At 65.3% G+C, this 14,762-nt stretch carries 13 protein-coding genes and 1 pseudogene; 10 read left to right on the top strand and 4 right to left on the bottom strand.

Going from position 1 to position 14,762, the window contains the following annotated elements; translation table 11 throughout:
• The first annotated feature begins 324 nt into the window (after positions 1-324).
• From AB4Y44_RS06815 to AB4Y44_RS06805, 3 genes are all read left to right on the top strand, one after another.
• A complete protein-coding gene (locus AB4Y44_RS06815) occupies positions 325-1,335 on the top strand; it encodes a TRAP transporter substrate-binding protein (protein ID WP_368699048.1) in 1,011 nt (336 codons plus the stop codon).
• Between the two features lie 78 nt (positions 1,336-1,413).
• Positions 1,414-1,893 (top strand): TRAP transporter small permease, encoded by a 480-nt coding sequence (locus AB4Y44_RS06810; RefSeq protein WP_342924492.1) that lies wholly within the window; start codon positions 1,414-1,416, stop codon positions 1,891-1,893.
• Positions 1,894-1,900: 7 nt separating this feature from the next.
• Entirely contained in the window at positions 1,901-3,253 is a 1,353-nt protein-coding gene (locus AB4Y44_RS06805; protein ID WP_368699047.1) for a TRAP transporter large permease, read from the top strand.
• Between the two features lie 68 nt (positions 3,254-3,321).
• On the opposite strand, the gene AB4Y44_RS06800 is transcribed toward AB4Y44_RS06805, so the two are convergent.
• Positions 3,322-4,338 (bottom strand): NAD(P)-dependent alcohol dehydrogenase, encoded by a 1,017-nt coding sequence (locus AB4Y44_RS06800; protein ID WP_342924490.1) that lies wholly within the window; start codon positions 4,336-4,338, stop codon positions 3,322-3,324.
• A 110-nt stretch (positions 4,339-4,448) separates the two neighbouring features.
• Between AB4Y44_RS06800 and AB4Y44_RS06795 the strand changes: the two genes are divergently transcribed.
• Positions 4,449-5,402: a LysR family transcriptional regulator gene (locus AB4Y44_RS06795; RefSeq protein WP_368699046.1), complete on the top strand. Its 954-nt coding sequence runs from the start codon at positions 4,449-4,451 to the stop codon at positions 5,400-5,402.
• Positions 5,403-5,547: 145 nt separating this feature from the next.
• On the top strand, positions 5,548-6,411 hold the full coding sequence (locus AB4Y44_RS06790; RefSeq protein WP_368699045.1) for a sugar phosphate isomerase/epimerase family protein: 864 nt from the start codon (positions 5,548-5,550) through the stop codon (positions 6,409-6,411).
• An 8-nt stretch (positions 6,412-6,419) separates the two neighbouring features.
• Here the strand turns inward: AB4Y44_RS06790 and AB4Y44_RS06785 are convergent.
• Positions 6,420-6,866, bottom strand: a pseudogene (locus AB4Y44_RS06785) (substrate-binding domain-containing protein); the annotation flags it as partial.
• Between AB4Y44_RS06785 and AB4Y44_RS06780 the strand changes: the two are divergent.
• Positions 6,826-7,107: a VF_A0006 family four-cysteine protein gene (locus AB4Y44_RS06780; protein ID WP_342924487.1), complete on the top strand. Its 282-nt coding sequence runs from the start codon at positions 6,826-6,828 to the stop codon at positions 7,105-7,107. The pseudogene AB4Y44_RS06785 and the gene AB4Y44_RS06780 overlap by 41 nt on opposite strands.
• Before the next feature lie 65 nt (positions 7,108-7,172).
• Here the strand turns inward: AB4Y44_RS06780 and AB4Y44_RS06775 are convergent, their stop codons facing one another.
• Complete coding sequence (locus tag AB4Y44_RS06775; RefSeq protein ID WP_368699044.1) at positions 7,173-8,684, bottom strand: CoA-acylating methylmalonate-semialdehyde dehydrogenase; 1,512 nt, start codon at positions 8,682-8,684, stop codon at positions 7,173-7,175.
• 184 nt (positions 8,685-8,868) lie between these two features.
• Between AB4Y44_RS06775 and AB4Y44_RS06770 the strand changes: the two genes are divergently transcribed.
• Together AB4Y44_RS06770 and AB4Y44_RS06765 are read left to right on the top strand one after the other, a co-directional pair.
• Positions 8,869-9,810, top strand: a complete 942-nt coding sequence (locus tag AB4Y44_RS06770) for a LysR family transcriptional regulator (protein WP_342925454.1) — start codon at positions 8,869-8,871, stop codon at positions 9,808-9,810.
• A 110-nt stretch (positions 9,811-9,920) separates the two neighbouring features.
• The gene (locus AB4Y44_RS06765; protein ID WP_368699043.1) at positions 9,921-11,117 is read left to right on the top strand and encodes a phytanoyl-CoA dioxygenase family protein; all 1,197 of its coding nucleotides are present in this window, start codon (positions 9,921-9,923) and stop codon (positions 11,115-11,117) included.
• A gap of 94 nt (positions 11,118-11,211) precedes the next feature.
• On the opposite strand, the gene AB4Y44_RS06760 is transcribed toward AB4Y44_RS06765, so the two are convergent.
• Positions 11,212-12,117 (bottom strand): SDR family oxidoreductase, encoded by a 906-nt coding sequence (locus AB4Y44_RS06760; RefSeq protein ID WP_368699042.1) that lies wholly within the window; start codon positions 12,115-12,117, stop codon positions 11,212-11,214.
• Positions 12,118-12,197: 80 nt separating this feature from the next.
• Here AB4Y44_RS06760 and AB4Y44_RS06755 point away from each other — a divergent pair, with 80 nt between their 5' ends.
• Entirely contained in the window at positions 12,198-13,043 is an 846-nt protein-coding gene (locus tag AB4Y44_RS06755; protein WP_368699041.1) for a helix-turn-helix transcriptional regulator, read from the top strand.
• A 195-nt stretch (positions 13,044-13,238) separates the two neighbouring features.
• Positions 13,239-14,720, top strand: coding sequence for an alkaline phosphatase family protein (locus AB4Y44_RS06750; protein WP_368699040.1), 1,482 nt, complete (start codon positions 13,239-13,241; stop codon positions 14,718-14,720).
• The last annotated feature ends 42 nt before the right edge of the window (positions 14,721-14,762 follow it).

Here is a 14,762-nt window from a genome sequence, read left to right as displayed (position 1 = left end):
ATCCGCCGCCTCGCCCGCGCCGACCCTGCGCCGACCCTGCGCCGCTCCGCGTAACTACCTACTAGCCATTTCGAAAGGAACGCATTAAATTTCGAGAAAACGTTTTCCAGAAGTGGCACGCGAAGAACAAAAGGAGATCGGGAAATGGCGGAGAACAGGCGCCGGTTGAAGTGCGCTGTGGTCGGGGTGGCGATTGCGGGCGCCGCCCCCGCCTTTGCGTCGTCCTGCACGCAGGCATCATCCACCGGTTCTGAGACACCCGGTTGGCCAGCGAATCAGCCCAAACACGGCTCGAAAACAACTCATCCATTCTTGGGGCAAGCGATGAAAAAGATCTTCCGCAACTCACGCAGTGCACGCAGCGCAAAGAACGCAATGACCGTTCTGGCGGCAGCGCTCGCGCTCACCGCAGGCGCCGCGCACGCGCGCGTGTTCCGCGTCGCCGACGTGCACAGCGACACCTTCCCGACCAACATGGCGCTCAAGCACATGGGCGAGGAAATTTCGCAGGCCACGGGCGGCAAGGACTCCGTCAAGGTGTTCGGCAACAGCGCGCTCGGTTCGGAGAACGATACGATCGATCAGGTGCGCATCGGCGCGCTCGACATGGTTCGCGCCAATGGCGCCGCGTTCAACGAGATCGTGCCGGAATCGATGATTCCCTCGCTGCCGTTCCTCTTTCGCGACATCGACCATTTCCGCAAGGTGATGTACGGCCCCGAAGGCCAGAAGATTCTCGACGCGTTCAAGGCCAAGGGCATGATCGCGCTGACGTTCTACGAGAGCGGCGCGCGCTCGATCTACGCGAAGCGTCCGATCAAGTCGCCGGCCGACATGAAAGGCCTGAAGGTGCGTGTGCAGCCGTCCGACCTCATGGTCGACGAAATCAAGGCCATGGGCGGCACGCCCACGCCGATGCCGTTCGCCGAAGTCTATACGGGCCTGAAGACGGGCCTCGTGGACGCAGCGGAAAACAACCTGCCGTCGTACGAGGAAACCAGGCACTACGAAGTGGCGCAGGTGTACTCCGAGACCGATCACGCGATGACGCCGGAAGTGCTCGTGTTCTCGAAGAAGGTATGGGACACGCTCACGCCGCAGGAGCAGGAGATCATCAAGAAGGCGGCAGCCGACTCGGTGCTGTACTACGTGAAGCTCTGGACGGCGCGCGAAGACACGGCGGGCAAGACGGTGGAGAAGGGCGGCGCGACCATCATTCCGGCCGCGCAGGTCGATCGCGCGGCCTTCGTGAAGGCGATGCAGCCGGTCTGGACGAAGTATGAAAAGACGGCCGACATGAAGAAGATCGTGGACGAAATCCAGGCGATTCACTAAAGCCCGGGGTTCCGCGTCGCGAGCGGCGCGGAGCTGGAGCAATGCAGTTGTGTCGTGTGTGCCGTGCAAGGATGGATCATGACTTTCCTGAAACTCCCCAACGATTTGCTGTTTCGCCTGCTGACGATCGTTGCCTCGGTCGCGCTCGCCGCGCTGACGGTTCTCGTCTTCTACGGCGTGATCATGCGCTACGTGTTCGAGAGCGCACCCGATTTCGTCGAGCCGGTCGCGTTGCTGCTGGTGGTCACGATCGCCATGTTCGGTGCCGCGCTCAAGGTGCGTGAGCGCGGCCATATCGGTCTCGATTCGCTCGTCAAGAAGCTGTCCCCGCGGGGACAGCTGATCGCGGAGGCGTTCCAGCACCTCTGCCTGATCGCGCTTGGCGTGGCGATTTTCTTCGGCTGCCTGCAAATGGCGGACACGACCATGGACGACCACATCGCGATTCTCGGCATACCGGAAGCGGTGCGCTATGTCATTCCGGTCGTGGCCGGCACCTGCATCGTGCTGTTCTCGCTCGAGCATCTGCTGGCGCTGTTCGTACGCAAGGCAACGTAGGGCAAACATGGAACTCGCAATTCTTTCGCTCAGTTTTTTGGTGCTCCTCGCCGTTGGGGTGCCGGTTTCTTTCTCCCTCGGTCTCGCCTGCGTCAGCACGTACCTTTACGAAGGACTGCCGGCCGCGACTGCCATGCAGTCGATGATCTCGGGCATGAACGCGTTTTCGTTTCTCGCGGTGCCGTTCTTCATCTTCTCCGGTGAGCTGATGCTGCACGGCGGCATTGCCGACCGCATCCTGCGCTTCGCCCAGGCCACCGTGGGGCATTTTCGCGGTGGCCTCGGCATGGCCAATGTCGTCGCCTGCACGCTGTTCGGCGGCGTTTCCGGTTCGCCTTCCGCCGATACATCGGCCATGGGCGGCGTGGTCATTCCGCTCATGAAGCGCGAGGGCTATAGCGCGGCCTATGCCGTCAACGTGACGACGCACTCATCGCTGGCGGGCGCGTTGATGCCCACCTCGACGAACATGATCATCTACGCGTTCGCGGCGCAAGGCATCACGGGCACGCTGAACGGCCAGCAGATGAGCGGCGTGTCGATTGGCGACCTGCTTTTCTCTGGCCTGCTGCCGGTGTTGTGGGTGATGGGCTTCGTGCTGGTTGCCGCGTACTGGCAGGCGCGCCGCTTCGGCTATCCGCGCAGCGCGGACGGTTCGACCACGCTGCAGGTGTTTCCCGGCTGGCTCGCCGTGGTGTGGGCGTTCCTCGGCGCGCTGCCCGGGCTGCTCGTGATCGCGATCATTCTCTTCTGCGTGGCGCGGGGCATTGCGACTGCAACCGAAGCGGCCGCGATTGCCGTGGTGTATTCGCTCGCGCTCACCGTGGTCGTGTATCGCTCGATGACGAAGGAGAAGCTGTTCTTCGCCCTCTCGCGCGCGGCCAAGACCACGGGCGTAGTGCTGCTGCTGATCGCGGTGTCGAACATGCTGCGCTATCAGATGGCTTATCTGGAGATCCCGGAGGCCATCGAGCGCGTGCTCGAACATGCCACGACGCTACCCTGGCTGATGCTTCTCTACATCAACATCATCCAGGTGTTTCTGGGCACGTTCATCGACATGGCGGCGCACATTCTCATCACGACGCCGCTGTTCCTGCCGCTCGCCATGCATAGCGGCGTGGGCCCGGTGCAGTTCGGCATCATGATCCTGCTGAACTGCGCGCTTGGTCTCGTGCATCCGCCAATCGGCTCGGTGCAGTTCATCGGCTGTGCAATCGGCGACGTGTCGATCGGCGAGACGACCAAGGTCGCGTGGCCGTACTATCTCGCGATCTTTAGCGCGATCAATCTGGTCACCTACTTTCCGTTCTTCTCGACGTGGCTGCCCAGCGTGATCAATGGGCATCCAGTTTTCTAAAGCGACCGGCACACCCGAAAAGAAGCGGGCACCTGGCGTGCCCGTTTCGCTTTTCTGCATACGTGCCGTCAGGCCACGCGTATCACCACTTTGCCGAAATGCTTGCCGGCTTCCAGCCATGCATAAGCTTCGGGCGCTTCGTCGAAAGCGAACACGCGATCCACCACGGGGCGAATCTGCTGGGCGGCGACGAAACGCGTGAGGTCGTCGAGCATCGTGCGGCTGCCGACCATGATGCCGTGCAGACGTTTGATTCCGCCGATCACTGATAACAGCCCCAGTTCGGGGCCCGCGAAACTCGTCACGCCGCCGATGATCGTCACGAGCCCGCCCATCTTCGCGGCCGCCACCGAGCGCGGCAGCGTATCGCGTCCGCCCACTTCCACGACGATATCCGCGCCTTCGCCGCCCGTGAGCCGCAGCACTTCGTCCTGCCATTCGGGGTGCGAACGATAGTTGATCGTCTCGCTCGCGCCGAGCGCGCGGGCGCGTTCGAGCTTCTCGTCGCTCGACGACGTGATGATGGTGCGCAAGCCCGCTGCATGGGCAAGCTGCAACGCCCAGATCGACACGCCGCCGGTACCAAGCAGCACCACGGTCGCGCCGGGCCGTGCGCCGCCATCGGCGAAGATCGCGTTCCAGGCGGTGATGCCGGCGCACGAGATCGTCGCGGCTTCCTCGTAGTTCAGGTGCGCGGGAATCGCAACGAGCGAGGTTTCCGCAGCGACGAAACGTTCGGCGAGCACGCCGTCGAATTGCGCACCGGGCGTCTCGCGCACTTTCGACGGCGTGGGCGGGCCATCCACCCAATGCGGGAAGTAGGTGTTGATCACGCGGTCGCCGGGTTTGAAGCGCGTGACGGCCGCGCCGACTTCGACCACTTCGCCCGCCCCGTCGGCGACCGGCACGAGCGGCGTGTCGCCAAGACCGAGGTAATCGCCGCGCGCGAACATCAGGTCGCGATAGTTGAGCGAGGCCGCGTGAATCTTCACGACCACGTCATGCGGGCCGGGCGTGCGCGGCGTGAAGTCGGCGCGCGCGAGTGCGCTATGGCCGCTGCCGGCCTTCAGTTTCCATGCGTTCATGACTGCTCCAGTACGAGTGGGAGCACCTATGATAGTGTTGCTTTCGAGGCGACATTGGTGAGATTCCGGAGCTTGGTTGTCGCCGTATAGGATACAAAAGGAGTGGGGATATGAACGACCGCCTGAGCGGCGTGGCCGAATTCGTGGACGTGGTGGACGCGGGCAGCTTCTCTGCCGCGGGCGAGCGCCTTGGCGTGACGCGCTCGGCGGTCGCGAAGATCGTCGCGCGGCTCGAACAGCGCCTGGGCGTGCGCCTGCTGCAGCGGACCACGCGCAGCTTGAGCCTCACCGACGAAGGCCACGCCTACTACGAGCAGTGCCGCCGCGTGCTGGGCGAGCTGAGCGCCGTGGAAGCAGCCTTCGATCACGGACGGCGCGAGCCGGCGGGGCGCCTGCGGATCAGTGCGCCGGTGCTGTTCGGGCGCCAGTGCGTGGCGCCCGTGGTGCGGCGGCTCGTCGAGGTGCATCCGCGTCTGCATGTCGAACTCTCGTTCAGCGACCGCGTGGCCGATCTCGTCGAGGACGGCTTCGATCTGGCCGTGCGCATCGGCACGCTGCCCGACCACGGCACGCTCGTCGCGCGCCGGCTCGGGGTGCAGCGCATGGGCATCTGCGCGTCGCCGGCGTATCTCGCGCAGCACGGCAAACCCGCGGACGTCGCGGCGCTCGCCACGCACACCGGCGTCGCCTATGGCCGCGCCGGACAGAGCCCGGCGTGGCGCGTGCGCGGCTCCGGCGGCGCAGTCGAGGAGTGTCGGCTCGCGTCGCGGCTGTGCTTCGACGACCTGCTGGCGATCGCCGACGCGGCCGCCGCCGGCGCCGGTCTCGCGTGGCTGCCGTGCTGGCTCATGAGCCCGTATCTGAGCGACGGTCGGCTCGAACTCGTCATGGACAGCAAGAGCGTGATGGGCGACGAAGTTCACGTCGTGCGGCAGAAGGCGCGGCACATGCCGTCGAAGGTGCGCGTGGCGGTGGATGCGCTCGTCGCGGATATTTCGCGCATGCTCGGCACTGAACAAGACCATATGAACCCGATGGACCTCATCGACCCGGACGAAAATTGACGAAATTTCATCAAGGTTTCCGTTGTGCGCGACAGGCGCGCCGCTTATGTTTGATCCCAGGAGGTGCGCTACGCGTTGCCATCGGCGCTGGCCAACCCCGAGGTCAAGCTCAAGAGCCTGCTTTGAGACGAAAAACGGAGACATGATGGCGCAACGACTCCTGGTGTTCCAGTCGCTCTGGTCGATGGAACGCCGCCATACCGATGGCTACGAGCGCACGCTCGAAGAAAACGTGCGGATGATCGCCGAGGCGGGCTTCGACGGCGTGAGCGCGCATTGCACGCAGCGCGAGGACGTGAAGCGCCTCGCGGAGCTGCGCAAGACCTACGGGCTGGCGGCAGAAGGCCAATGCTTCCCGACGGCCGTCGACGACCTGCAACCGGTGCTCGAACTCGCAACCGAATTCGGCTTGCACCACGTCGACCTGCAGCCCGACGTGCGCCCGCGCACGCAGCGCGAGGCGCTCGCCTTGCTGGACGGCTGGCGGCGGTTGGCCGAGCAGGTGGAGATACCGGTCTACATCGAAACGCATCGCGACCGCATGACGACGGATCTGTATTTCACGCTCGATCTGCTCGACGCGCGGCCGGAGCTCAAGCTGCTCGGCGACATTTCGCACTACCTGGTCGGGCGCGAGTTCGCGTGGCCCGTTGCGCAGGAGAATCACGCGCTCATGCATCGCATACTCGATGCTTCGTGGGCGTTTCATGGTCGCGTGGCGAGCCGCGAGCAGGTGCAGATCGAGCTTTCTTTCGCGCCGCACCGCAAATGGGTGGATCTCTTTCTCGACTGGTGGCGCTACGGCTTTCATTCGTGGCGCAAGCGAGCGGGCGCGGACGACACGCTCGCGTTCACCTGCGAACTGGGGCCGCAGCCTTACGCGATCATCGGACCGGATGGCAACGACACGACCGACCGCTGGCGCGAGTCGCTGCTCATGCGCGACTGGATTCGCGAGTTGTGGCAGGCGGTCGAAAGGGAATCCGCGCGCGACAGTGCCGCGGCTTGAAGCCAGTCACTCAATTCCCGACGCCCAGATACGGATTGCGCCGCACATTCGCGGCACCCGCTGATCCGTTCGATATGCGCGTGATAGTCTTTGCGCGAGCAGATCAGCAGCACGCGGCCCGGCTCTTTTGCGAGGCGCCCCACGAAATAGCCGGCCGTGCGGCCCGCAAGCCGGTTGTCGATGCCCGCGTAATGCACGCGCTCGACCCCGTCGATGTCGGTGACCATCGTCACCACGGCCTCGCCCTGGGCGATCACGGTGCGCAGCGCGTCGCGCACCTCCGCCGTGTCGTGCGTGGTGACGATCAGGCCCGCACGCTTGTAGTTCGGCTGCAGGATGGCGCGGGTGATGACGGCGTCGTCGGCTTCGGGGAGGAACTGCCGGTGCAGCACGATGCGCCGGTCGAGCATTTGCATGGAGCGCTCGAGTCCCAGCGTCAGCCGCTGGAAAAACGGCGTGCTGTTTTGCGGCAGGTCCTTTGATGACTGCATGCTGGCTGGCTTGCGCGACGCCCGTAATGAGGTTGCATCGAACTATATCCAGCGCTCGTGCTATGCGCTGTACCGGAACGGCGAAATGCTGCTGCCGCGCGAGAGGACATATCACGAGTGCATCCTGCAGAATATGCCCGGTGCGAGGGAACCGTCCGCGATCTCGCGCATCGCCCAGATCTGCTCGCGGCGGAGGCAGATGTAACGCCGCCCGCGATGAACCATAAAAAAGCCCACGCGAAGTGGGCTTTCTTCTCTCACCAGCAACCGTTACTTCGCCACCGGCATCGAAAACTCCGCACCCTTTTCGGTGCTTTCCGGCCAGCGTTGCATGATCGACTTCTGCTTCGTATAGAAGCGCACACCTTCTTCGCCATACGCGTGCATGTCGCCGAAGAGGCTGCGCTTCCAGCCACCAAAGCCGTGCCATGCCATCGGCACCGGAATCGGCACGTTGATGCCCACCATGCCCACTTCGATCTGGCGGCCGAACTCGCGCGCCACGTGGCCGTCGCTCGTGAAGCAGGCGACGCCGTTACCGAACTCATGGTCGTTGATCAATTGCACGGCCTCAGCGAAGTCCTTCACGCGCACGCAGGCGAGCACCGGTCCGAAGATTTCTTCCTGATAGATGCGCATCTCGGGCGTGACGTTATCGAACAGCGTGCCGCCGGTGAAAAAGCCTGTTTCGTGGCCCGGCACCTTGAGGCCGCGCCCGTCCACCACGAGCTTCGCGCCTTCTTCCACGCCGCTCGCGATATAGCTTTCGATGCGCTCGAGCGCCTGCTTCGTGACGATCGGGCCCATTTCCGCGTCGGCTTCCATGCCATTCTTCACGATCAGGCTGCGTGCGCGCTCGGCGAGGCGCGGCACGATCTTGTCGGCCACATCGCCCACCAGCACCGCCACCGAGATCGCCATGCAGCGCTCGCCGGCCGAGCCGTAGCCCGCACCGATCAGGGCGTCGACGGTCTTGTCGAGGTCCGCGTCGGGCATCACGACCATGTGGTTCTTCGCGCCGCCGAGCGCCTGCACGCGCTTGCCGTGCTTCGCACCGGTCTCGTAGATGTAGTTGGCGATCGGCGTGGAGCCGACGAAGCTCACGGCCTTCATGTCGCGGTGCGCGAGGAGTGCGTCGACCACGACCTTGTCGCCCTGCACGACGTTGAACACGCCGTCGGGCAGGCCGGCTTCCTTGAGCAGACGCGCCATGAACAGCGATGCCGAAGGGTCGCGCTCGCTAGGCTTGAGGATGAACGTGCAGCCGGCTGCGAGCGCCACCGGGAACATCCAGCACGGCACCATGCAGGGGAAGTTGAACGGCGTGATGCCGGCCACCACGCCCAGCGGCTGGCGCACGGTCCAGTTGTCCATGCCCGTGGAAACCTGCTCGGTGTAGTCGCCCTTGAGCAGTTGCGGAATGCCGCAGGCGAATTCGATCACGTCGATGCCGCGCGCCACTTCGCCCTGCGCGTCGGAGAAGACCTTGCCGTGCTCGGCCGTGATGATCGCCGCGAGTTCGTCCGCGTGGCGATTCATCAGTTCGAGAAATCGCAGCATGACGCGTGCGCGGCGAATCGGCGGCGTGTCGCGCCACTTCGGGAACGCGGCTTTCGCGCTCGCCACGGCGGCGTCCACGTCGGCAACTTCGCCCAGCACGAGGCGGCGCGCGGCGGCGCCGGTCGCTGGGTTGAAGATCGCTTGCGTGCGGTCGCCCGTGCCGCGCTCGGTCTTGCCGCCGATGAAGTGGACCACGTCTGCGGAATCGGTATAGGGCTGCATGTCATCTCCTCGTTAGGTGAGTGCGTGCCGCCAGTCTACGGAGGGTGCGGGGGCGAGGAAAGACGTTGGCGCTGAATTGATTGTTTTCAGTCGTGAACAATCGCTCGCGTGGTCTGTGAAAAGTGCGCGAGCGCCATGCTAGTATTGGCGCGGGAATCACGAGTTTTGACGCGGACTTTTATCGATGGATACACAGCGAGTCGAAGCACTCTGGACGCATTTGCACTGGCTCAATGTGCTGGCCACCCAGGGCAGCTATACCGCGGCGGCGACGCGCCTGGGCGTGAGCAAGGCGGCGGTGAGCCAGCGCATCGCCGAACTGGAGCGTGTGGCGGGCGTGCCGCTTGTGCAGCGCACCACGCGCAGCGTGCGCTTCACGGAGGCGGGGCTGCGGCTCGTGGAGGACACGCGCGCGCAGTTCGACAGCATTGCCGCCAGTTTTGCAAGCGTGCGCGAGATGGCCGACGTCGCGCGCGGCACGGTGCGCGTCACCGCGCCCGTGGCCTTCGCGCGCCAGCAACTGGTGCCGCGTCTCGCGCAGTTTTCGCGCACGCATCCCGAAGTGCGTGTGCAACTGGAGCTTTCCGACCGGCTCAGCTCGATCGCGACTGAAGGGTTCGATCTTGCGATTCGCCATAGCGCGCAGGTGCCGGAAACTCACGTGGCCTGGAAACTCTGCGACACGCGCTCGGTCATCGTCGCCACGCGGCCTTACCTCAAGCAGCGCGGTACGCCGCAAACGCCCGCCGATCTGGCGCAGCACGACTGTCTGTTCTATCCGCGCCCACTGGGCGCGGGCGTGTGGTCGTTCGAGAAAGCCGGCCGCCGCGCCGAAGGCGCGCGCGAGACGGTGACGGTGAACGGCCCGTTCTCGGCGAACAACAGCGAAGCGTTGCGCGACGCGGCGCTGGAGCATCTCGGCATCGCGCTGTTGCCCGATTTCAGCGCGCAGGCTGCGCTGCAGGCCGGCAAGCTCGTCGTGTTGCTGCCCAACTGGCGGCCCGTCGGCGCGTTCGCTTCGCAATTGCACGTCGTGCGGCCGTATGGTGCGCAGGTGCCGCGTGCAGTCAAGCACTTTACGGAGTTCCTGCGGCAGACGTTCAAGGATGGCTTTCCGCTGGAGTGACGTAGCGCACGCAGCCATGCCGCCAGCTTCCTGATGCGGTTTTGATAGATTTTTGGTATCCACGGCGCCCGGTGCCGACGTTATCCTAGATTCAAAATGGAGGCAGACGCATGGATCAGCGCGAAACACCTGTGGCGGATTTGGGGCGGCAATGGTACGTCGAACGCGAATGCTCGCTAGATGCCTTCGTGGAGCGTCTACGCGACGACGGCGGCCCGTTGAGTTATGCCTGCGATGTGAGGCAGCGCGTTCCCGTGTACGACTGCGTGGCGCTCGAAGGCGTCCTTCACGACGTCGCGCAGCGCGCGCAATTGCAGGCGGAATGGACGTATGTGCTGCGCGATGGCGCCGGCGTGCTGGTGCTCGAGCGCGCTTACGCCAACATGCAGCCCGTGGACGATGCGACCGCGGTTTTCGAAGCCATCATCCGGGCCGAGCGGGAGCAGGGCACGAGCGGTGCAGACCATTTTGCGAAGGCGGGCGCAAACGACCGCATCTGGAATGCGCAACAGAAGCTCTGCCTCGAAGCGCCCGCCGTGTTCGTCGACTACTTCGCGAATCTGCCGCTCATGGCCGTGTGCGAGGCGTGGCTCGGACCGTGCTATCAGATGACCTCGCAGGTCAACGTGGTGCGTCCGGGCGGCGCGGCGCAGGAAGCACACCGCGACTATCACCTGGGATTCCAGACGATCGAGGAGGCGCAGCGATATCCTGCGCACGTGCATCACGTGTCCGCTTTCCTCACGCTCCAGGGGGCGGTGGCGCACAGCGACATGCCGGTCGAGAGCGGGCCGACGAAACTCCTGCCGTACTCGCAACGCTATGCCGAGGGCTATCTTGCGTGGCGGCGCGCCGATTTCCGCGCGTATTTCGAAGCGCATTGCGTGCAGTTGCCGCTTGCCAGGGGCGACGCCCTGTTCTTCAATCCCGCGCTGTTTCATGCAGCGGGCGCGAACCGCACCGCCGACGTGCAGCGCATGGCGAACCTGCTGCAGGTTTCATCGGCGATGGGGCGCGCCATGGAAGCGCTCGACCGCACACGCATGTGCGAGGCGATTTATCCCGTGCTGCGGGAACGGCGCAGGAAGGGCCCGAGCGATGCCGTCGACCTTGCGACCGTGGCGGTCATCGCGTCGTGCGCCGAGGGCTATCCGTTTCCCACCAATCTCGACCGTGACCCGCCCCTGGGTGGCCTCGCGCCGGAAAGCCAGCAGGCACTCATGCAGCGCGCGCTGCGCGAGGACTGGGAGCCGGGCCGGTTCGCCGAGGCGTTGCGCGCGCAGGGCGCGCGACGCGACCCCGCGTGAGCGCGGCGATGACCGCATCGCGCACGGGGTCACGTCTCGTGGCCACTCTCGACCACGTGACGGTGAGGTGAGGATATTCAGGATCGCTATCGGATCAATTTGAAGCGCCCACCTCCGCAAAGTGCGCTTCGTTCAGATCCGTAATCAGCGAGGGACCCGTCGGGCGCCAGCCGAGCCGCGCCTGGGTGAGCGCGCTCGAAGCGGGCATGTCCATGCCGACGAACATCCCCATCCAGCCGAAATGCGCGGCCGCGTCTTCCGGCGCAATCGACACGGCGGGCAGGCCGAGCCCGCGGCCCAGCGCTTCGGCGATGTCGCGGCTCGTCACGCCTTCTTCGCCGACCGCGTTGTAGCGCGCGCCCGGCTGACCTTTTTCGACGGCGAGGCGATAAAGGCGCACGACGTCGGAGAGATGGCCGGCGGGCCAGCGGTTCTGGCCGTCGCCCACATAGGCGCAAACGCCTTTCTCGCGCGCGATCGCCACGAGCGGCGTAACGAGCCCCTGCCGGAACGGGTTGTGGACCTGGGGCAGCCGCACGGCGCCTACGTTGAGCCCTTGTTCCAGCAGTGCCTGCCCGGCCAGCTCGGAGGCAATGCGCGGGTTGGGATGGCCCGGATTGAAGACGTCCTCGCTCGCCAGCTCGCCAGGCTGGGCATTGCCGATGCCCGTGCCGGACGTGATCAGCAACGGACGATCGGAGCCGGCGAGCGCGGCGCCGAGCGCCGCAATGGCGCGCTTGTCCTTTTCGCAGTTTTCGACGAAGCGCGAGAAGTCGTGGTCGAAGGCCGTGTGGATCACGGCGTCTGCTTGCTCCGCGCCGCTGCGCAGGCTTGCCGGTTCCTCCAGCGTGCCGCGATGCACGCGTGCGCCCGCCCTGGCGAGCGCCTTTGCGCCCGCTTCGGAGCGGGTCATGCCGATCACCTCGTGACCGGCTTCGATGAGTTCCGGAACGAGCGCCGAGCCAATGAAGCCGGTCGCGCCGGTCAGAAAAATACGCATGGTCATCTCTCCTGGGTCATGACTGGCGTACTATCTTCAAATTCTCTATACCGTTAAAGTAGTGAGTTCATCATATTAAGATGACTAACACGCTATCCATTCCGATCCACTCGGCAGGCTCGCTCGGCGACTTCCTGAAGCGCTGCCGTACGCGGCTCGACCCCGCGAGCTTCGGTTTTAGCGGCCGCAGGCGCACGCCGGGGTTGCGTCGCGAAGAAGTGGCGCAGCGGGCCAATATCAGTCCGACCTGGTACACGTGGCTCGAGCAGGGGCGCGGCGGCGCGCCTTCGCCGGAAGTGCTCGAACGCATCTGCAGCGCGCTGATGCTCACCGATCCGGAGCGCGAGCACCTCTTCATGCTGGGTCTCGGGCGGCCGCCGGAAGTGCGCTACAAGCCCGTGGACGGGGTCAACCCGCGTTTGCAACGCCTGCTCGACTCGCTGCGCTTCAGCCCGGCCATCGTCAAGACGGCCACCTGGGAGGTCGTGGCCTGGAATCGCGCGGCCGCTATCGTGCTGACCGACTACGGCAAGCTGCCGCCCGGTCAGCGCAACATCCTGCGCTTCCTGTTCTGCAACCCGGACGTGCGCGCCAAGCAGCACGACTGGGACAGCGTGGCGCGCTTCGTGGTGGGCGCGTTCCGGGCCGACGTGGCGCGCGCGGGCCTCGTTTCGGCCGTTGGCGAACTCGTCGACGAGTTGTGCAGCGTGAGCCCCGAGTTCGACGCCCTGTGGCGCGAGAACGAAGTGCTCGCGCATGCGGAAGCCGACCATGTGAAGCGTTTGCACCATCCCACGCTGGGTCTGATCGCGCTGGAGCAGTCGGCGTTTTCCGTCGATGGCCGGCCCGACCTGCACATGATCGTCTACAACCCGGTCGATGCGGGGCAGGCCGAACGCATCAAGGCGTTGATCGAGCAGTCGTGACACCGCCGCGTGCATTCTGACCGCTCTCGTCTTCCTCTCCCATCGCAACACGCCGGGCTTGTCCTGACTGCACCACAGCGGGCGCGACGCTTGCGGGCAAGGGCCGTCCGCTGCTCGCCGTAGCGAGCGCGTTTCGCTTCGCGGCAGCGAGGCATGGGCGGATTGCCGGCGCTGCATCCAACCAGGAGACGTGTCATGGGAGACGAGAATAGCCCGCATCACGGATACGACCGGCGCCGTTTTCTCGCCGGCGTAGCGGCGGTTGCCGGCAGTGTTGCGCTATCGGGCTGCGGTGGCGGCGGCGCTGACGACCCGGGCGGCCAGGACAGTGACGCGCCCGCACACTCGATCGGCGACGTTCCCTCGCCGGACGGCGCCGACCGCTATAGCTTGCCGCGCCCGGGGTTGCCCGATCCGGCGAGTTCTGGCATCGATTTCATCGTGCTGGTCACGATGGAAAATCGTTCCTTCGACCACTTCCTCGGCTGGGTGCCGGGCGCCGAAGGCATGCCCGCGAACCGGCAGTTCAAGGACGCGTTCGGCGCGACGCAAACGCCGTTTTCGCTCGCGGCGAATGCCGCCTACGGCTACCAGGCGTGCGCGTACCAGGACCCCGATCACAGCTACGACGGCGCGCGCACGCAACTGGCTTCGGGCGAGATGAACGGTTTTCTGCTCACACCGGGCACGAGCCTGCATCAGGGCGACTTGCTGCCCATCGGTTATTACACGTCGGCCGATGTGCAGTTCTTCGACGCCGTGGCGAGCAGCTACACGATCGGCGACTTCTACTTCAGCGGCATCCTCACCAGCACGTTTCCCAACCGCCTTTACCTGCACAGCGGCGCAACGGATCGCCTCGACGACGGTATCGACAATTCGACGCTCCCTACGATCTGGGACCGGCTCAGCGACGCGAATATCGACTGTAACTACTACTATCACGACGTGCCGTTCACGGCGCTCTACGGCACGCGCTATGCCGGCATTTCGCGTCCGTTTGCGGACTTCGTCGCGCGTGCCGAGGCAGGCACGCTGCCGCCGTTCTGCATGGTCGATCCGGCGTTCGCGGGCGAGCCGCAAGGCACTTCCGCGGACGATCATCCGCACGCGGACATCCGCAACGGCGAAGCGTTTCTCGGCCAGGTGTACGAGGCGCTGCGCACGAGCCCGAGCTGGAACCGCACGCTGATGATCGTCGTGTACGACGAATGGGGCGGCTTTCTCGAGCACGTGGTGCCGCCCACGCGGCCGGTCAGCAAGAACGAGCTCGCGCTCGGCAACGACGGCAAGCTGGGGTTCCGCGTGCCGCTCGCGCTCCTGGGGCCGCGCGTTCGCGCGGGCACGGTCACGCGCTACCCGTTCGACCCGAGTTCGATTCACGCACTGCTGCAATGGCGCTTCGGCTTGCCGCCGCTCGGCGTGCGCGGCAGTGATTCGGCAACCTTCAATCTCGCCTATGCGCTCGATTTCACCGATGCGCCGCGCACCGACGCGCCGGCGTTCACGATTGCCCAGGGCACGTTCGGCGGGGAGTGCTCGGGGGCGCCCGGAACGTCGTCGTCGAATCCGGTGTCGTCGATCGATCAGTCGCAGCTCGCGAGCAACCCGAACGCGGACCGCTTCGCGGACCTGCGCGCGAAGGCGGCATCGTTAGGATTCCAGACGGGAGGTTAGCGCCGCGGGGTGGGCCATCGGTTCCGTCGATCGCCGTGTCAG

It is taken from the genome of Paraburkholderia sp. BR10937, assembly GCF_040965695.1.
Classification (GTDB): Bacteria; Pseudomonadota; Gammaproteobacteria; order Burkholderiales; family Burkholderiaceae; genus Paraburkholderia.
The sequence above is the reverse complement of the archived record's forward strand: the minus strand, read 5'-3'. Positions and strand labels throughout refer to the sequence as shown.